Source organism: Bacillus sp. LJBS06 (assembly GCF_016924995.1).
GTDB lineage: Bacteria > Bacillota > Bacilli > Bacillales > Bacillaceae > Bacillus > Bacillus stercoris.
Window position 1 is genome coordinate 2,619,939 of record NZ_CP070483.1, and the last position, 18,326, is coordinate 2,638,264.

The window sequence follows — 18,326 nt, forward strand, 5'->3', positions numbered from 1 at the left end:
TAAAAATTCGTCAACCTTAAATAGAGGTTGATGAATTTTTATCGGCTCTTTACCAACAAGTCGACTGCTTCTTTTACTAAGTTTTGTGTGTCTTCGCCTTTTTCTAAACTTTCACGAACACAATGTTCAAGGTTTGTGCTCACAATTAAACCCATCGCTCGATCGATAGCATTACGGGAAGCTGCTAATTGGGTCACAACCTCTCTACAATCTTTTCCTTGTTCCATCATAGTCAATACACCTTTAATTTGTCCTTCTATCCGTCGTAAGCGGTTTTTAATCTTTTGATCATACTCCATATATCAATGAAATCCTTTCTTTCATTTATTTTCACATTTACATGCTGCCAGCTCATAACTGTTTACATGGATACCTTTGCGCTTTAGAAAACGCACTCCTAAATTTAATTCCACCCGATCACGAGCTATTATGTGTATTTTATCACGTGGAATCTCTAAATAAAAACGTTTTAGATACGCATATGGGATGTTTAAAATAATATCATCCGAAAAATTGGGTACATCGTTATAATGTCGAATATCTAATATTGTCATGTCCGTAGCCTTTAATTTATCTTTATGGATACAAGAGATTCCGGTTATAGGATAATAACGTCTATACGTTGCAATGATAATCACAAAAATAAGCAGGAATGCAATAACTAAATAATTGATACGAGTTACACCACCTTATTAACTCTTTGTTATTCACAAAACAATAATATACCCCCATAGGTATATAGTCAAGTGTGAAAGTTACTTTCTTTGAGTTGATAGATTCATTTCGATAATGCCAATTCTGCTAAAAGTGACTCGAATAAAGAAATAAGCCGATTTTATTAAATCGACTTTATTTTATCAATTACTTTTAAAATTAGCACAAGACTGCTTGGATATTACATTGGGTTTCATTTACATAAAAACAATTCTTAGGTACTGGTTCCCTATGTTTCATGCTGGATGTGACTCCAATTACATAGAATTCTGTGAATATCTATGCTAACCTTCCGCAGCCACTGCATCTGCTTTAGTTTCATGAACTGTACCAAATGGATGGTTAGGAGGAGCATAAATGGAGTAAAGTTTTAATGGCGTATTCCCTGTATTCATCACGTTGTGCCAAGTGCCGGCAGGTACAACAATGGCAGAATCATCATAAACATTTCTTTGAAAGTTCAAATGATCTTTGCTCTTTCCCATTTTGACGATCCCACGCCCCTGCTCAATCCGTAAGAACTGATCGACGTTAGGATGGATTTCCAAACCAATATCTTCTCCAATACCAAGACTCATCAAAGTAACTTGAAAATGCTTTCCTGTCCATAAAGCCGTACGGAACGTATTGTTTTGTTTTGTGGCTCTATTGATATTTACAACAAATGGTTTTGGTCCATAATCCTTCAAGAGAAGGTTTCTATCTTCATATGAAGAGCGCAAATCGGCACATCTGTGTACGCGCTCCATCTCATTTGGAATAATCCAATAAACAGATCTTCCATCGTTATACATCGGTACAGTCACATAATAATAACATTGAGACGGAAAAGGGTTAAAGTACATTTTTGATCCCCACAATTATAAATTTTTGTGATAGTATCCTATGCATTTATTAAGGAAGTGTGCTAAATCAAGAAAACTCATCTTAAACACAAAAATAGAATGTTCGATCGCCGTTTGATTCACGGATGAATAATTTATCACCGACTTTTTCATCATTTTATGGATGTTGAATTTCACTAGCCTAGAATTTTTAAAACTTTACAAATAATTATGCCAGCGAATAAAGACAGACATTGCTATTTATTCAATGGTGCAGCTTTTGAAGTAGGGCTGTGGGCTCGCTTTTATGTAACCAGTTTATATTCTTCTTGGGCACACAAAAATAACAATTTTTCCATATCAACATCTCGTAATCTTACACCTCCTTAACTTGAAGGAGGATTTTGGCGTATGTATTTTCATACCCGTCAACTACCATCTCATCCAGCATATATTCCTCATATGCATTTTCCCCTATTTGCATTCCATTCTTTTCAATGAACTCAATGATTCTGCGATACGCCTCTTCAGTGTTTCCACCTATTTCATATCCAACTGCATAAAGGCCTTTTGGCCGCACATGATAATTTATGTTCTCTATCCCATCTTTTACTTTTATATAAAAGTAACTGTAATTGTAGAAGTCTTTTTGTAATATTTGTTCCCGTGCAAAGATCCCGCCTATCGGATATCCTTCATCTAATTCATATTGTTGAACTTCATGAATGAGTTCTGAAATGGCAGCCACATATTTTCGTTCTCGTAAGTTTAATGTGTTTCGGCTTAACATGAATGTTTCTTCATGTAAATATTCAAAAGAAATTGAGGAAAAATCAGTCTCAAGTGCTTGTTCAGTAAGCGCCACTTTTGTATGTAAGATCGTTTGCAACTGTTTAAGCTCATTTATTTTTTTATCAATCTCAACAGATTTTTCTTTTAGAACATGCAGGATCTTGTCTGGTGTTTTCCCTTTTATTAGACACTTTATTTCTTTTAACGGAACGCCAAGCTCTTTAAATAGTCTGATGACTTGAAAAATCTCAAATTGATGATAGGAATAATATCTATACCCATTTTCTTTTTTTATTTCCGGTGAGAATAGACCAATCTCATCATAATGAAATAAGGTTTGTTTTTTTACACGGCAGAGCTTTGAAAACTCCCCTGTTGTGAAATACTTCCTAACATCTTCGCCCATAAAAACCTCCTTGACTATACGGTAACCATATACCTTATGATTTGATTGTACTTGAAAAAAGCTTCAAGTGAAAAGGATAGGTAAAAGGGTTCAATTGAGTAAAGGGGAATTTAAATGAAAAAATCAATAAGTGAGCAAAAAACGATTTTCATTATACTATTGAGCAACATCTTCGTAGCATTTCTTGGTATCGGTTTAATTATTCCGGTTATGCCTTCTTTTATGAAAATCATGCATTTATCCGGCAGCACTATGGGTTATCTTGTTGCGGCTTTTGCCATTTCTCAGTTAGTTGCGTCACCTTTTGCAGGTAGGTGGGTTGACCGTTTCGGCAGAAAAAAAATGATTATTCTCGGGTTGCTTATATTCAGTTTATCAGAGCTGATTTTCGGATTAGGGACCCATGTTTCAATCTTTTATGTTTCAAGGATATTGGGTGGCATAAGTGCGGCTTTTATCATGACCGCGGTAACAGCATATGTAGCTGATATGACAACCCTAAAGGAAAGGTCAAAAGCTATGGGGTATGTTTCTGCTGCAATTAGCACAGGCTTTATTATTGGACCTGGTGCGGGAGGATTTATTGCCGGCTTTGGCATCCGCATGCCGTTTTTCTTCGCCTCCGCCATCGCGTTAATAGCAGCTGTCACTTCCGTTTTTATACTAAAAGAGTCATTGTCGATAGAAGAACGCCATCAACTCTCATCTCATACAAAGGAATCAAATTTCATTAAAGACTTGAAGAGGTCCATTCATCCTGTCTATTTCATTGCATTTATTATCGTCTTTGTAATGGCTTTTGGTTTATCAGCTTATGAAACGGTATTCAGCTTGTTTTCTGATCATAAATTTGGCTTCACACCAAAAGATATTGCAACCATTATTACGATTAGTTCCATTGTGGCGGTAGTTATTCAAGTTTTACTTTTCGGGAAATTGGTCAACAAACTTGGAGAGAAAAGAATCATTCAGCTATGCTTAATAACCGGAGCGATCTTGGCTTTCGTGTCTACTGTTATGTCAGGATTTTTAACTGTTTTGCTTGTAACTTGTTTTATTTTTCTGGCGTTCGATTTGCTACGTCCGGCCTTAACTGCTCATTTATCCAATATGGCCGGTAACCAGCAGGGTTTCGTAGCAGGCATGAACTCCACATACACCAGCCTGGGAAATATATTTGGCCCCGCTCTAGGCGGTATCCTATTTGATCTTAACATTCATTTCCCTTTCCTATTTGCAGGTTTCGTTATGGTGATCGGCCTTGGTCTTACAATGGTTTGGAAAGAAAATAAGAATGATGCTGCAGCTTTGAATTAATTCATTCTCTATAAAGTCAAGTCATTTGGCTGCAGGGAATGCCCCTGGTTAGGCACAATAAGATAAGGTACTTAATTTGATAGGCTACATGTTGCTTGACGTGAATATAGTTATGCAGAGTTTTAGCAATATCAATTCCATCTGCCATCACCTTAAGCCGCAGCCTAACCGGGGGATAAGAAAAATAAGGAGAATGTAGTATGAGTATAAAAATAAAAGCAGTAACTGATGATAATCGTGCTGCCATTCTTGATCTGCATGTCAGCCAGAATCAACTATCATATATTGAATCAACAAAAGTATGTTTAGAGGATGCAAAAGAATGCCCCTATTATAAACCTGTCGGGCTTTACTATGAAGGAGATCTAGTCGGTTTTGCAATGTATGGATTGTTTCCCGAGTATGATGAAGATAATAAAAATGGACGAGTTTGGCTTGACCGATTTTTTATCGACGAACACTATCAGGGAAAAGGATTAGGGAAGAAAATGCTTAAAGCTCTCATTCAGCACCTTGCTGAGCTATATAAATGTAAGAGAATTTATTTAAGTATATTTGAAAATAATATTCATGCTCTTCGCCTTTATCAAAGGTTTGGTTTTCACTTTAATGGTGAACTCGATTTTAATGGCGAAAAAGTCATGGTGAAAGAGCTGTAGGTTTTCCAAGCACTTCTTCGTTTGCTAAGAAACGTTTCATCATTACAGGAAGCTGACTCATCATTGCCTATATACATTACCCCTAGGATAAGCTATGTTATACCTAAAAAAAGCCTGGATGAAACATTCAGTTCATCTCAGGCTTTAAGGATCTCATTAGAAGAAAAAATCTTACGTGATATTTGGTAATCAGTTATGCCGGGCTAATGATTCCCTTTCTCTGTATGTAAAACAGATTTAACTGCTTCTTCAATCTCCCTATAACCAGTACATCTGCAAATATTGGACTGCAGCCAATCTTTTATCGTTTCATCGCCAGCGTTCGGCTCAGTATTCACTAAAGCATGACAATTCATTAGAAAACCCGGGGTACAATAGCCACATTGAAACGCAAATTTCTCAATAAAAGCCTTTTGGATTGGCGTATTTATAAGTCCTTCAATTGTAGTAATATTCTTACCTTCACCTTCTACTGCAAGCATCAAACAAGATTTCATCGGTACTCCATCTATTAATATCGTACAGGCGCCACAATCGCCATTTAAGCAGCCTGGCTTTGAACCAGTTAATCCAAGACGAAGACGAAGGGCATATAACAAAGTATCGGCTGGTCTGACAGTAATCCTTCTTTCCTTGCCATTTATTTTTAATGTAATAGGGTTAGACATTTGGGCCTCCTTCTAATTCATGTAAGGCATCCAAGATTGCATGTTGCAAGACAAATATTCGATATTCACTTGAGCCTTCTACATCATCAAGAATGGGTTTGGGCAGATACTGTAAAGACCTGCGCACTCTGTCTTCAAATGAGTAGCTTTTATCGTTGAACATTTCCTCCATTTCAATAGAACGAAAAGGAAATGGACATACGCCGCTAAAGGCCATTCTAACCTCTTCATCTTTTTTCAGTGCACAAACTGTCACCAATGGATACCCAACATTCCACTGTTGTCTTCTTTTTATACTTACAAATGGCGATTCTATATACGTTCGATCTATAAGGATATGAAATAAAAAATCCCCTTTTTGTAATTGTATTTCCCTGTTAAATACTTTATTAATAGGATGGTAACGAAGCCCTGCTCTCCCTGCGACTCCTACCAAACTATCGGAAATTAACAACGGTAAGACTGCCTCACGGTAATAGATGTTCCCACAAATATTTCCACCCAGGCTGATTTTATTTCGAGCCGTCCGGTCCGCGATTTCACTTACTGTTTTACTCAATAACGGAAACGGATTTTCTTCCTCCACTTTCGTTAATGACACACCTGCTCCCATCACTAGATACTTTTCATGAAAACGGATGGTATGAAATTCCGGAAGTGCGTTAATATCTATAGCTGCATCCGTATAGATGAGATTCAACCTTCCTAATGTTATGATTTCTGTGCCGCCGGAATAATACATTGGTGTTTTCTTTTCGGCCGCAAGAGAGTGAAACAGGCGGGTTGTTTCTTGAATGGTCTTCGGTTTAAAATAGTCGAAATCAAACGGTATCATCTTTCCACCCCTCTTGCGTCCTCCATAAATGTTCAGGAATCAGAGGAAGTTGATTCAATTGGACACCTAAAGCAGTGGAAAGGCAATTTCCCAATGCTGCCGGCATCCCCAACAGTCCGTGTTCCCCGCCGCCGCGCGCTCCATAAGGCGCAATCACATGCGGTGTTTCAACAAATTCAATGATATATTCAGGCTGCTCTCCATAGTGAAGGGGGCGGTATGTTCTAAGCTGAGGATTTAATACTCTGCCGTATGAATCAAATACAAAGGTTTCTCTTCCTCCAAATGCAATTCCCATACTCATCCCCCCCATCACTTGACCCCTTGCAGCTTTTTCATTCAGTACAGTTCCTATATCCACAACAGAATAGGCCTTCGTAATTCGATACGTATAATCCCGTTTATCCAACTCAACTTCAATTCCCTGAGCACCTACAGCCCACTCGGGTCCCGGCTTTCCTTTTCCTGTTTCTTGGTCTAAATTCGTCATCCGGGTTAATGTGTAGTTGCCGCTCGCAATGATTTGGCCGCCAATGGTATTTCCATTTGGAAATGTATATCCGTAAGCAATGTCTTTTATTTCAACATTCACATTAGGATTATCTAAAAAATAAACCTTTCCATCAGCCACCTCTAATTCCTCAACAGGAACTCTTAACACACAAGATGCCACGTCCTTAAGCTTTCGAATGGCTTCCTCCGCTGCATTCAGTACGGCTCTTCCTCCCATTAAAGTCCCTCTGCTGCCTACAGTTTTCCAATGCTCAGGTGTTGTTTGAGTATCGATAAGCATTTTTACATGAATTTTGCTTATGTCCATTTTCATTCGTTCCGCTAAGATTTGGGCTAACACTGTTTTTGTCCCTGTTCCAATTTCCACTACCCCTGACATCAAATTAATGCTTCCGTCAGGATTAAAGGTTAAAATAACCCCGGAAGTTGCATTTGTATCAAATGTTGATGTTTTCCAAATACAGCTGATCCCCTTTGCCCGTATCTTCCGATCACCGATTTCAATTTTCTGTCCCTCGTCCCAATTCATTAATTCCTTCAATCTTTCAATACATTTTGGTACATTTCCAACCGTGCTTGAATTGAGAAGAACTTGAGTAGGTGTAGTATCACCAGGACGAATGGCATTTTTATAGCGAAGTTCTAATGGATCCATGTTTAGCTTTTCTGCCAATACATCCATTGTTCGCTCAAAAGCAAATAAAACTTCAACATGACTATAGCCTCTAAATGCACTGGGATATGGATGATTCGTATACATACAATATGAATCACACCATATATGGTCGATCGCGTATGGACCCGTACAATCAACCACTCCAGCTCGACTGACGTCAACTCCTTTATCGGAGTATGCTCCGCCATCAAATAAAAACTGAATGTCTGCCGCCTTTAATATGCCATCTTTTGTTGCTCCTAATTTTACGATGGCATCCAATCCGATATGAACAGGAGATGTGATCATATCCTCTTCTCTTGAATTAAATAATTTTACGGGCTGGCCACCAACTGCTCTTGATGCCAAATATGCAATAACCTCTAACTGAACTGCTGCTTTTCCCCCGTACGCCCCTCCTACTAAAGGGGTTTTGACGATAACCTTTCCAGGTTCAATTCCAAAATACCATTCCATTAATTTTTTAATGGCAAAAGGAGCTTGAGAGGATGTGGTAATAATAATCTCTCCATCCGCTCGAATTTCAGCAATCGAGCATCTTGTTTCCATAGCAGTGTGATCAGAAGGATTAAAGGAAATTTGAAACTCCGCTACCACATCACTTTCCCTAAACCCGTCTTCTATATTTCCTTTTCTGATTTTATCTAGGTTTGCGATATTTGTCTTCGGAACCGGGTATACACCTTCCTTCTTCTCATAGCGGTCCAAATGTTCATGGACGAGAGGAGCATTCTTCTGGAAGGCCGCACGGGGAGAATTTACGACAGGAAGAGGTTCATATAACACTTTGATGGCATCCGCCGCCTTTTGAGCTATGATTGGATTTTCCGCAACAACTACAGCAACTGGCTCACCATGGTATCTAACTTTTTTATAAGCAATCGGCGACCTGTCTTTAATTTCTTCACCTACAAGCGGAAAAGGTTCATCACCCAATATCGCTTTCACTCCAGGAATCTTCCAAGCTTCTGAAAAGTCTATAGAAGCAATATTCGCATGAGCATACGGACTAACCAACATTTTTGCGTGTAATGTCCCTGTTTCTTGAAAATCATTTGTATATTTCGCCTTTCCTGTCACTTTTTCAAGGGCCTCTTTTCGTATAACACTTTTCCCGATATACTCCAACTCATTCACTCCCCGAATTTATTCAGTAGTAAATTGTAATCTTCAACTGTATCTACGTCATAAAAAAGCAAAGGGTCTTGGAAGTTGATCATTTTTCCCGTATTTAAAATACGTTCACGGATGACATACCGAGCGCCTTGATCTCCCTTTAACTGATGTAACACTGGAAAACATTGATTTGAAAATAAGATAGGGGGCATAGGCAGATGTTGATTTTCAGCAGCTATAAATGAATAGTGGTGCTCTCTTTGATAGGAATCAATTAACGTATTGATGATATCTGTGGTGACAAATGGCTGATCTGCAAGAAGAATGATAACGGCATCAGCCTCATACTCTACTGCTCTTTTTAAACCACATTGTATGGAGTGGCCCTGGCCCTTACCCGCTTGCTCACATTCCACCTGACTCCATTTATTTGACATAGGATATAAAAAGAAAAAAGCCGAAAGCCAATGCAGTGAATCTCCCTTTCTCGTAATAACGAAAATATGATCTAATTTAGATAACAAGGCATTTTTAAGAGCCATACTTCCTAGGGAGACTCCATTAAGAAATAAACTTCGCTTATCTGTTCCCATACGTCTGCTTGTACCAGCTGCCAAGTATATGGCTGCTGTTTTCATGAGGTAGACCTTTGTTTTCGCATGTTTTTAATCATCTCGCCAACAATACTTATAGCAATTTCCTCGGGGCCTTGTGCCCCAATGGGAAGTCCAATGGGGGAATGAATATCTTCTGGAATCTGAGCCCCGCCTAATAGTCGTTCCGTTCGCCTCCTAGGGCCTAATACACCTTTATAAAACACATCCATATTTTTAAATTTATGTAAAATGATCTGATCTTTTTGAAAGCTGTGTGTCATTATGACGATAAAATCCCTTTCTGTAATGCTCAGACCCTCCATTACTTCTTCCAGTACTCCTACAATCAAATCGTCGGCTTTAGGAAAATGGCCGTTATGACATAAAGAAGGACGCCAATCAATCACTGTGACATGAAAGCCTATACCAGCTGCCAAAGAAACTAATGGCTTCGCATCTTCCCCTGCTCCAAAGACATATAAACAAGGTTTTGGAACCATCTGATGGATAAAAAATAAATCAGACGTATATTCATCTCTTTTGATTCCCTTTTCTGTATCATAAAGGGGATTCTGATTTCTCAGTTTTTGAATACAGCCTAGCCCCTTAACATCCCCGGTTCCAAACACGCTGCCATCTTCAACGATATACATATCTTCCCTTGGCTCTAATCTTTTAGTGAATCGTTTCATTCGAGTAACAGACTTTTTTATATCTAAGCATTTCTTTACTGTCCTAAGATTTCTTTCTAATTCCCCTTTTACAGGCTCGAGTAAAACCGTCAAAACACCATTACAGCCAACTCCCTGTCCCCACGATAAATCGTCTTCTTCACTCATATCAAAATGAACAATCAAGGGCTCTCCTGTAGTCCAAACTTGCTCTGCCCTTTCAACAAGATCCTCTTCTAAACAACCGGCAGATAACATGCCAACTCTTGTTTTGTCCCCTAAAATTAACATGGAGGCCCCTTCTTTTTTATAAGCGGACCCCTCTACTTTAATTATGGTAGCCAATACCATAGCATTCTTAGAATTGGCGACTGCATCCAAAATCCGGTGTATATCATCCATTTTATTCCCCCGCTTTTACCTCATTACATCTACATCTGTATATCCATATTCTTTTTTTAAAAAAATATTATAGGTTTTTCAGCAATTTCGTCGTTTCTAAAAAAAAAGAGTCTTTATAGACCTTATGATTAGGCGGTGGATACAACATCAGTTTTGAACGAAGAGATTCCAATAGCATGTTGTGTTTCCAATCGTTTATTTGCCCCTGTTGTATTCCTTTAAATTCCTCAAAAAATTCACTTAACATTTTTAAATCATTGCCCAACTCCATTTTGTCACTTGAAGATAAAGTCCCTTCTTTTTCCCATTCTTTTAACGTTTTCGCGATATTTGATACATACTCATATCCTGCATTCATCTTTTGCATCTGCATTTGATATCTTGAGAGAATGATTTTATGCTTTTTTCTGATTGGGTTGAATTTTACGCTCTGAGAAGCCGTTTGTAACATTTCTTTTGTCGCATGCAGCTCCTGTAGGAGATGGTTCATTTTATACTCCATTAAGTTCCCTTTTCCTTGTCCCCACTCTAATTGAACCCATTTGGACAGTTCTAAAAGTATGTCAGAAAGCTGATGAGCTAATGTTTGAAAAGTTTCGGCTGCCTTTTTTGTAAAGTCTGGCGGAAAAAGTAACATATGAATCAAAATAGCGATAATGACTCCAATAATCGTATCGATGATCCGATCTATCACATAATCTTTAGATGTTCTTTCAAACGTAAATACTAATAAAATGGTGAGGGCAACCTGATGTAAAACCGTTTCATCTAATCTTAACCACTTTGCAATGTAGGTCCCGCCTAGCATTAAAAGACCCAATATCCAACCATTCATATGTAAATGACTAACAAGATAGGCTGTTAACATGACCCCGATTGCCGTTCCCACAATCCTGTGAAAAGAAAATCGAATTGACTTATCGATGGTCGTTTGCAAACATAATATAACAGATAGAGGTGCTAAATACGGGTGTTTAGAGCCCACTAGTTTTGCCGCTTCCCAAGAAACAGCAGATGCAATAGCCATTTTCCAGACTAAGGATGTTTTATTTTCAATTTTTTTCTTCCCCACATACTCTTCCTCCTTTCAGCGAACCTTTTCCAATAGGTTTCTTTACTCAAAGGATTTTATACTGTCATATTAAAAAAGCTATTTTTGAATTTAGAGGAATATTGATCATTTTGTAACTTAAATAACAATTGAATTTCTCCTATATAGACTCATGCCGTGTTACATTTTTTCCATCTCCACATATCTTTAAAGTAAGGTGTAAATATATTCAGGAGGAGATATTCAGTGGAAGAAATGGGCATGGAGCCATCCCAACTTTGCAGGGAATTTGCAAGGATTCTCAATTCAACACCTAGTGTCGTAAATGGTGTATGTACGGCTACAAGATTTCGAAACAACATTCATCCAGTGGTACTTGGAAGAAGAGCAGAAGCATTTCCTTTTATTCCTCAAGCCTTTTCATTTGAAAGCATGGATCGGAATGGCAGAGCTTTATGTTTAGGTGAGACTGTTTTACTTCAAGAAGAAGTGAACCCGTTTATGACTGAGTTACGCGAATTTGGTATTATTGTAACTGCCGTTCATAACCATTGGCTGTTTGATAAGCCACGTCTGATGTTTATGCATTTTGAATCAATAGACGAACCTCTCACCTTTGCGAGAAAAGTAAGGGAGGCTATGAAAGTTCTTGTCAAGAGAACAGTCCGTGCAGAAGCAAAAGTTGATGGTGAAATGATTCAACAGCATGGTCTTTGTGACGAATTCAACGATATTTTAGGTGGAACCATGCATACTTTTGAAAATGGAATTTGCACAGTGATGAGATCACGAACGAATATAAAACCAGAAGTACTGGGAAGACCAGGAAGATCATTTTTACTCATTCCTCAGTTGTTTTCATTTGAATCAATGACAAAAGATGGCCGCGCTCTTTGCAGTGGTGAAACCGTGATTCTCCAAAAAGAAATCAATCCATTTATTAGTGTGCTTCGGGAACATGATATTATTGTAACGGCACTCCATAATCACTGGTTGTTTGATAAACCAAGACTGATGTATATTCATTTCGAATCAATTGATAAACCTATCAACTTCGCATTAAAAGTAAGAGATGCTTTAAAAGTTCTTACTGATAAAGAAGTTAGAGGTTAACATGATTTTATGCAAAAAAAGCGATTTGAAAAATCGCTTTTTACATATACTAAAGAGTCCCTTAATAAAGTGAAAGTGTATGATCAGAAAAGGTAGGGATGCTCTTATCGCATGAAGCTTTCTATATATGATGGATTTTTTTATTCACAAGTAAGCATGTAATCTTTTATCATCTAAATCTGGGCGATTGCCTTGATCAATAAGCAAGCTAGGTGCATATCCTGCCTAAAAGTCTTCAATGAAAGGGGTAAAGATATGCATTTTCAATCCAAACCGTATGATGATTCTTACGATTTTCGTCAACACCCTGATTTAAGTCAAGCAAATAATGAAATGCGAAGCCTTTTATCTACTATTCACCACATTCCAATACACTCCTCCTCCTTCAAAGAGTCAATGGCTACAGTGGTAAAAGACTTGAGAGTTGTTAGCAGGGCGCTTGCTCTAGGATGCGGCATGAGTTCAGAATTCAGGTTTCTTCCAGATACCTGGGGATTACGTGAACTTCATATTGTGCACGCGAAATACCTTACTCCATTGAGTTATCACGTTTATTCTGCCTTAGGTGCAGCAGAGCTTCTAGCCTCCGGACAAGGACGCGCTCCTCATTTCCCTCTTATGGTAGGCTGCATGAATTCGATACTTCGCCTATGGTCAAACTTCCCTGCAGCTATAGCAGACCTGCGAAGAGCATCTGGTCAACAATACGCGTCATCGGTAGACGAGGCAGAAAGTCTCCTAAGACCAATGGTCCCATACACACAACGGGCATTATCAGTCAGTCATTCTTCAGTTCATCCTACTATTTGGGAGGCAACCTTATGTGCTACACATTTAGCACGGGAAGTACGGCAGAAGGTTGCACAATCAGTGAGCCAGGGTACCTCTTATTAATATGGCAAGAGATACAACAGCGATACCTTTGCGGCTTTACACCGTAACATAACGACACTTACTCACACAAAAAATAGAGCAGTAAACTTGTGAGTTACTGCTCTACTCAATTTATTCACCGTTCATTTGTTTTACAATGTATTCAGCATCATTTCCAACGCCTTGAAGCAATGCTGAACCTCGTCTATGCTGCCAAGGCAAACCAATAAAGTACAATCCCTCTATAGGTGAAACACCTCTATGATGTATGATTCGATTTTCTTTATCCAAAACACCTTTTATTTTTATCCAACTAAGGGGATTCCTAAAACCTGTAGCCCAAATAATATTATTTACTTCTAATGAAGATGAATCATTAAAAACGATTTCATTTTGCTTTCCCCCTATGACTCTTGTTTTTAAGATGACCTCCCTCTGTTTTATGGCATGTTTTAATTCGAACCCAAATATTGGATCTCCTTTCTTTTGAATGAATTTTCCTAATATTGATGTATGACTTGCATGTAAAACTCCTAATTTATCAAACCACCAAAAGATGCTTCTTTTTCCAATCAATAAAGGGAAATAAACTGGTTTATTGCTGCAAGCTAAATATGTAAGTCTTTCTTTGGATAATTCAACAGCTATCTGAGCACCACTATTCCCCCCACCAACTACTAGTACATTTCCATCTACCAATTGTTTTGAATTCTTATATTGTGACGAGTGTAATTGATGAATATTACTGGCTAAATCCTTTGATATTGATGGAATATGAGGGGTATGAAAAGGACCTGTAGCAATGACAAGATTCTTCGCTTGATATTCTTCCTTATTGGTTTTTATTAAGAAATGATTCTTTGATTTTAGGACACTTATTACTTCTGTCCGTAATTGGATTGGGATTTCAAATTTTTCAACATATTTCTTTAGATAAGCAACAATTTCATTTTTTGAAGGAAATCCATGCTTTTCTCCTTCAAGATGCATTCCAGGCAATGAGCTATACATTCGAGAAGTAAATAAAACCAATGAGTCATATCGATCTTTCCAGCTCTCCCCAACCTCATGGCTTTTATCCAAAATGAGAAACTTTTGGCCGGTCTGCTTAAGATAATACCCTATTGAGATTCCTGCTTGACCAGCCCCGATTACGATAGTGTCGTACATATTAAGCCCTCCATCAATTTTATATTGTCAGTAGACAAAATCTGCAAAATGCTATTGATCTCCTCACTATATAATGAGAGAAAAAATTTAATGGTGATGGTGGTCAAGAGGCTTCTCAATTTTGGTCTGACAAAGGATCGTATTATCGTGATGATTCGCTTCGGTTTCCATTTGTATGGTTACATGCGTAATGCCTTTATGCTCAAGCTTATGTTCAATTTTGCGTAAAATATTTTCACTTTCTGAAATGGTCAGTTGATCGGCAACAACAGCGTGGCAGGAAAGAGCATTTAATCCACTTGTGATAGACCATATGTGTAAATCATGAATGTCTTGAATTCCCTCTGTCTCTTTAATTGTATGAATAATGTCAGTGACATCGATATTTTCTGGTGTTCCTTCCATTAATACGTGAATAGCATCTTTAGTCACATTGTAACCGCTTCTTAAAACAAGAATAGCCACAATGACGCTCGCCAATGGGTCTGCCCAGCCCCACCCAAAGAAGATGATAAGTACGGCAGCTAAAATGGCGCCTACAGAGCCGAGCATATCGCTTAGCACATGTAAATAAGCTCCTCTTATGTTCAGGTTACCCTCTGTGTCTCCGCCTCTCAGCATAATCCATGCAACCAATACATTCACAATTAACCCGATAATACTAATCGTAAGCATGCCAGTTGTAGCAACTTCCGGTGGATGAGAGAAACGTTCGATTGCTTCATAAATGATGTAAAGGGAAATAAGAATTAATGCAACCCCGTTTATCACCGCGGCGAGAATCTCAAATCGTTTATATCCGAATGTCTTATTGTGACTTGCCTTCTTTTCAGCTAATCTAAAAGCAATCAGGGCAACCATTAATGAGATTGAATCACTCAGCATATGGCCTGCATCTGATAAAAGCGCCAGACTATTTGTTAGAAATCCGCCTATAGCTTCTATCATCATATAACCTGTAATGATGATAAAAGAGAACAATAAAACTTTTTTATTGGCTCCTTCGGTATGATTATGACCCATAAAAATCTCCTCCTTAACGAAAGTTTGTTGATACATATGTAGTTATGATGTTACATCTGTTATTGAGCATTCTAACGTGATGCAAAATAAGTATATGAATGTATGCTCATATATGAATATAAGTTTTTTACATTGAAATGTCAAAATATTTTTTATGAAAATTCCAGATTAGTCTTTAATCTTCCCCATATCGCTTCACAAGAATCATCGTTTGCATATAAAAAGAGGAGCAAACTCAAGGTTTACTCCTCTAACTTGGTGATGCTATGTTTGTCTCGGGTAGCTTACACGCACACAGCATTGGGAGCATGTATGGATGCTTTTAAGAGATTCAATACATAAATAAAAACATACCAAAATCAATTTGGCATGTTTTCTTCTTGATATAGATCCTCTGCAAATGATCCTTCAATTTCTCTTACTTCTAATTTTATGTGTATCAAATATAGAACAAGCAAATCAATTAGAAGCGTTAAAAGGCCATCTATAAAAAGAGATCATCTAACTCCGTGGAACTCTTCTGCCATGTTCATTACGTCGTCCCGCCTTCGAAAAGCTGTACGGGCAAATACGTTTCAAGTGGTAAATCATCAAATTCGCCTTCAATTTGTTTTTCTAAAATCTCAATGGCTGTTTTAGAAATTAATTCAATCGGCTGTTGGATTGTAGTCAATTTCGGCAGAATAGCCTGAATGGTTTCTGTACCGTCATAACCAATCACTTTTAATTGAACTGGAACGTCTTTTCCACGTTTTTTGGCTTCTGTCATGACTCCGGCAGCCATGATATCATCACTGGCAAAAATGCCGTCAACTGCAGGCTGTTCATCGAATAGTTTTGAAATGATGTTCTGGTAGTCTTCATGAAATGACACTTCATATGTAATAGGCTGTCTTCCATGTTCACGCATCACATCTTCATATGCTTTTCTCCTGAGATTTGCAGGCGCTACAGAAGGGGTTTAATTGTCCCAGCCATCCCATATATCTTAATGAATGAGCCAATCAAGGCGAAGGGCTGGCTATTTGTGCCTGTGTTACTGTGGAAATGCGGTTTGGACAGAAATTGTGCTGCCTGAGGTTAATAGTTCCGTTGAGCAAATAAAGCGGGAATTCGAATTAGAGCGCCCTTCCTATTGGAAAGGCGCCTGCCGCTTTATTGTTAAATGTTTTTCATCAGTGAGTTTTTATAACATCATTTATTAATTGATCAGTTGTTACTATTGTGGCAAATTCATCATGCAATGTAGCTAGAGATATATTATGAATAGTCGCCGCATCATAATATGTACCATTTTGGTCTCTCATTCCGAAGGCTGCTGTTGCATCTGAAATCAGGTATGTATCAAACCCCAAATTACCACTCATTCTTGTGGTTGTTGATACACAGTGAGGCGTGGTTAAACCAGTTATTACTACAGTTGTTATTCCATTTAATTTTAAGAATTCTTCTAAATTCGTACCAATAAAGCTGCTATTTACTTTCTTGGTTATAATGACTTCTTCATCCATAGGCTTAACTATTTCCTTTATAACAAACCCTTCATTCTCTGGATGGAATAAAGAATGAGGTTTATCAGAAGTGTGTTGTATGTATATGACTGTCCATTCTTTTTCTCTCCATAATTTTAGTATTTTACTAATGTTTTCTTCCGCCTCTACGTTATTTCGTTCCCCCCCATTTTTTATCATCGAAGGCTTTTTGTACATCCACAATGATTAAAGCTTTTTTCTTTTCTTCCACAAGATACCCTCCTACGCAGAATTTCTATTTATTACTACATTTTAAATACAAATTTTACTTTTGTACAATTGTTTAATGGTGAATTTCAAATGAGCGCCTTCCTTATTGGAAAATGCGTTCTAAACTGCAACTGTGTCCAAGCCATTAACCGCCAATAATCTAATCTGGGAACCACTGAATCGACAGAGAATAATAAAAAGCACTCTCATAAGGAGTGCTGAAATGAAAGACTATTGATTTAGAAGCCATTTGATACGCTCAGCTGAAATGATGTAGTGGAGGATTATAAGACATAAAAAGATAATACCAACTGGTTTGAAGTGACTAAAATAAAGCGCTACAACAGCCATTGCAAAGATCAATATTTCAATAACTAACCTTGTTACCCCGTTTATAGCTATTACAGTTTGTCCACTTCGACTAGGATCATGAGGTACTGCAAATACAGACCAGACAATCATAACTGCAATAGGTAAAACCAAAGTTAAAACATATTTAAAATAACCATCAAAGCTTATCCAAGCAAACACTCCTATGGAGATTAGTGCAGCGATTTCAAGGATGAATCTTAAAAGTAAATTAGCCTGATTCAGTTTTTCCAACTCCTCTATTAAAAACACCCCCGTAGGAGATGCTCTTTCTCTCCTTTATTTCAGCGTATAAAAACTTTTCTGTTCTTCCTCTTTAGATTCAATTGTGGTTTTCGGCGAGGTTACCTCCACTTTTGAAGATATGATACCGACTGCTGCAGTTACCAATGCTCCGATTAATAGAACGATGATAAGTATAATGAAATATGACAACTGTTCCCCTCCTATCCAGTTAATTATCCAAATAATCAGGAGGTTGTCTACGATTTGCAGAATTTGTCGAACGAAGTAATGACTATGTTGACCTCGCTTCACGCTGGGAGGCTTTACTCTTTGTATGAATTTAGGTGGTGATGCGGTAATAACCTGCCTTCCAACATCATATCGGGCAGTTAAAAAAAGACATGGATTTTGTTAGAGGAATCTATAGAGATATGTATATCTAGAAGATTTGACAGCATGAAAAATCATACCTAAATCATTGGTATGAAAGGTCATTGTTATTTGAAGTGTTTGGAAAATATTGTTGATAAACGCACAAAAAAAGAACATGTTTTGATAAGAGAATGATCAA

The 18,326-nt window shown here is 37.8% G+C and carries 17 protein-coding genes and 2 pseudogenes; 3 read left to right on the forward strand and 16 right to left on the reverse strand.

Annotated elements, in window-relative coordinates; genetic code table 11:
- Positions 1-38: 38 nt before the first annotated feature.
- The 4 genes from JQX68_RS13385 to bltR form a co-directional block, all read right to left on the reverse strand.
- The gene (locus tag JQX68_RS13385) at positions 39-299 is read right to left on the reverse strand and encodes a metal-sensitive transcriptional regulator (protein WP_003237170.1); all 261 of its coding nucleotides are present in this window, start codon (positions 297-299) and stop codon (positions 39-41) included.
- 21 nt (positions 300-320) lie between these two features.
- Positions 321-638 carry a sulfurtransferase gene (locus JQX68_RS21755; RefSeq protein WP_081483632.1) on the reverse strand — a complete coding sequence of 106 codons (318 nt, stop codon included), beginning with the start codon at positions 636-638 and terminating at the stop codon, positions 321-323.
- A 360-nt stretch (positions 639-998) separates the two neighbouring features.
- Positions 999-1,559, reverse strand: coding sequence for a cupin domain-containing protein (locus tag JQX68_RS13390; RefSeq protein ID WP_205440316.1), 561 nt, complete (start codon positions 1,557-1,559; stop codon positions 999-1,001).
- Positions 1,560-1,914: 355 nt separating this feature from the next.
- Positions 1,915-2,736 carry a multidrug efflux transcriptional regulator BltR gene (gene bltR / locus JQX68_RS13395; RefSeq protein ID WP_014664713.1) on the reverse strand — a complete coding sequence of 274 codons (822 nt, stop codon included), beginning with the start codon at positions 2,734-2,736 and terminating at the stop codon, positions 1,915-1,917.
- Positions 2,737-2,850: 114 nt separating this feature from the next.
- Here bltR and blt point away from each other — a divergent pair, with 114 nt between their 5' ends.
- Both blt and bltD read left to right on the forward strand, forming a co-directional pair.
- Positions 2,851-4,053, forward strand: a complete 1,203-nt coding sequence (gene blt / locus JQX68_RS13400) for a multidrug efflux MFS transporter Blt (protein ID WP_014664714.1) — start codon at positions 2,851-2,853, stop codon at positions 4,051-4,053.
- Positions 4,054-4,253: 200 nt separating this feature from the next.
- Complete coding sequence (bltD, locus tag JQX68_RS13405) at positions 4,254-4,712, forward strand: spermine/spermidine acetyltransferase (RefSeq protein ID WP_103030708.1); 459 nt, start codon at positions 4,254-4,256, stop codon at positions 4,710-4,712.
- Positions 4,713-4,915: 203 nt separating this feature from the next.
- Here bltD and JQX68_RS13410 read toward each other — a convergent pair whose 3' ends face one another.
- The 6 genes from JQX68_RS13410 to JQX68_RS13435 all read right to left on the reverse strand — a co-directional run bounded on the left by JQX68_RS13410 (position 4,916) and on the right by JQX68_RS13435 (position 11,216).
- Entirely contained in the window at positions 4,916-5,380 is a 465-nt protein-coding gene (locus JQX68_RS13410) for a (2Fe-2S)-binding protein (RefSeq protein WP_147772274.1), read from the reverse strand.
- Entirely contained in the window at positions 5,373-6,215 is an 843-nt protein-coding gene (locus JQX68_RS13415; RefSeq protein ID WP_147772275.1) for an FAD binding domain-containing protein, read from the reverse strand. Before JQX68_RS13415 ends, JQX68_RS13410 begins: the two co-directional genes overlap by 8 nt.
- Positions 6,202-8,532 (reverse strand): xanthine dehydrogenase family protein molybdopterin-binding subunit, encoded by a 2,331-nt coding sequence (locus tag JQX68_RS13420; RefSeq protein ID WP_147772276.1) that lies wholly within the window; start codon positions 8,530-8,532, stop codon positions 6,202-6,204. The genes JQX68_RS13415 and JQX68_RS13420 overlap by 14 nt, the downstream gene beginning before the upstream one ends.
- Positions 8,533-8,537: 5 nt before the next feature.
- Complete coding sequence (locus tag JQX68_RS13425; RefSeq protein ID WP_147772277.1) at positions 8,538-9,158, reverse strand: NTP transferase domain-containing protein; 621 nt, start codon at positions 9,156-9,158, stop codon at positions 8,538-8,540.
- The gene (locus tag JQX68_RS13430; RefSeq protein WP_147772278.1) at positions 9,155-10,189 is read right to left on the reverse strand and encodes an XdhC family protein; all 1,035 of its coding nucleotides are present in this window, start codon (positions 10,187-10,189) and stop codon (positions 9,155-9,157) included. The genes JQX68_RS13425 and JQX68_RS13430 overlap by 4 nt, the downstream gene beginning before the upstream one ends.
- 67 nt (positions 10,190-10,256) lie before the next feature.
- Positions 10,257-11,216: an FUSC family protein gene (locus JQX68_RS13435; protein ID WP_147772446.1), complete on the reverse strand. Its 960-nt coding sequence runs from the start codon at positions 11,214-11,216 to the stop codon at positions 10,257-10,259.
- A 270-nt stretch (positions 11,217-11,486) separates the two neighbouring features.
- On the opposite strand from JQX68_RS13435, the gene JQX68_RS13440 reads away from it, so the two are divergent.
- Complete coding sequence (locus JQX68_RS13440) at positions 11,487-12,353, forward strand: DUF1259 domain-containing protein (RefSeq protein ID WP_147772279.1); 867 nt, start codon at positions 11,487-11,489, stop codon at positions 12,351-12,353.
- A gap of 1,005 nt (positions 12,354-13,358) precedes the next feature.
- Here JQX68_RS13440 and JQX68_RS13445 read toward each other — a convergent pair.
- From JQX68_RS13445 to JQX68_RS13470, 6 genes and pseudogenes are all read right to left on the reverse strand, one after another.
- Positions 13,359-14,396 (reverse strand): flavin-containing monooxygenase, encoded by a 1,038-nt coding sequence (locus tag JQX68_RS13445; protein ID WP_147772280.1) that lies wholly within the window; start codon positions 14,394-14,396, stop codon positions 13,359-13,361.
- 87 nt (positions 14,397-14,483) lie between these two features.
- Complete coding sequence (locus JQX68_RS13450) at positions 14,484-15,419, reverse strand: cation diffusion facilitator family transporter (RefSeq protein ID WP_147772281.1); 936 nt, start codon at positions 15,417-15,419, stop codon at positions 14,484-14,486.
- 532 nt (positions 15,420-15,951) lie between these two features.
- Positions 15,952-16,365 (reverse strand): annotated as a pseudogene (locus JQX68_RS13455) (substrate-binding domain-containing protein); the annotation flags it as partial.
- A gap of 229 nt (positions 16,366-16,594) precedes the next feature.
- Positions 16,595-17,162, reverse strand: a pseudogene (locus tag JQX68_RS13460) (cysteine hydrolase family protein).
- A gap of 230 nt (positions 17,163-17,392) precedes the next feature.
- A complete protein-coding gene (locus tag JQX68_RS13465) occupies positions 17,393-17,764 on the reverse strand; it encodes a YrdB family protein (RefSeq protein WP_147772282.1) in 372 nt (123 codons plus the stop codon).
- Between the two features lie 45 nt (positions 17,765-17,809).
- Positions 17,810-17,965: a hypothetical protein gene (locus tag JQX68_RS13470; protein ID WP_176720971.1), complete on the reverse strand. Its 156-nt coding sequence runs from the start codon at positions 17,963-17,965 to the stop codon at positions 17,810-17,812.
- Positions 17,966-18,326 lie beyond the last annotated feature (361 nt).

Excerpts from the sequence above, each read along its gene's own strand:
- JQX68_RS13435 (WP_147772446.1), bottom strand. The coding sequence starts at position 11,216 with ATGGCTATTGCATCTGCTGTTTCTTGGGAAGCGGCAAAACTAGTGGGC.
- JQX68_RS13445 (WP_147772280.1), bottom strand. The coding sequence starts at position 14,396 with ATGTACGACACTATCGTAATCGGGGCTGGTCAAGCAGGAATCTCAATA.
- blt (WP_014664714.1), top strand. The coding sequence starts at position 2,851 with ATGAAAAAATCAATAAGTGAGCAAAAAACGATTTTCATTATACTATTG.
- JQX68_RS13425 (WP_147772277.1), bottom strand. The coding sequence starts at position 9,158 with ATGAAAACAGCAGCCATATACTTGGCAGCTGGTACAAGCAGACGTATG.
- JQX68_RS13415 (WP_147772275.1), bottom strand. The coding sequence starts at position 6,215 with ATGATACCGTTTGATTTCGACTATTTTAAACCGAAGACCATTCAAGAA.
- JQX68_RS13450 (WP_147772281.1), bottom strand. The coding sequence starts at position 15,419 with ATGGGTCATAATCATACCGAAGGAGCCAATAAAAAAGTTTTATTGTTC.
- JQX68_RS13390 (WP_205440316.1), bottom strand. The coding sequence starts at position 1,559 with ATGTACTTTAACCCTTTTCCGTCTCAATGTTATTATTATGTGACTGTA.
- JQX68_RS13410 (WP_147772274.1), bottom strand. The coding sequence starts at position 5,380 with ATGTCTAACCCTATTACATTAAAAATAAATGGCAAGGAAAGAAGGATT.
- bltR (WP_014664713.1), bottom strand. The coding sequence starts at position 2,736 with ATGGGCGAAGATGTTAGGAAGTATTTCACAACAGGGGAGTTTTCAAAG.
- JQX68_RS13430 (WP_147772278.1), bottom strand. The coding sequence starts at position 10,189 with ATGGATGATATACACCGGATTTTGGATGCAGTCGCCAATTCTAAGAAT.
- bltD (WP_103030708.1), top strand. The coding sequence starts at position 4,254 with ATGAGTATAAAAATAAAAGCAGTAACTGATGATAATCGTGCTGCCATT.
- JQX68_RS13385 (WP_003237170.1), bottom strand. The coding sequence starts at position 299 with ATGGAGTATGATCAAAAGATTAAAAACCGCTTACGACGGATAGAAGGA.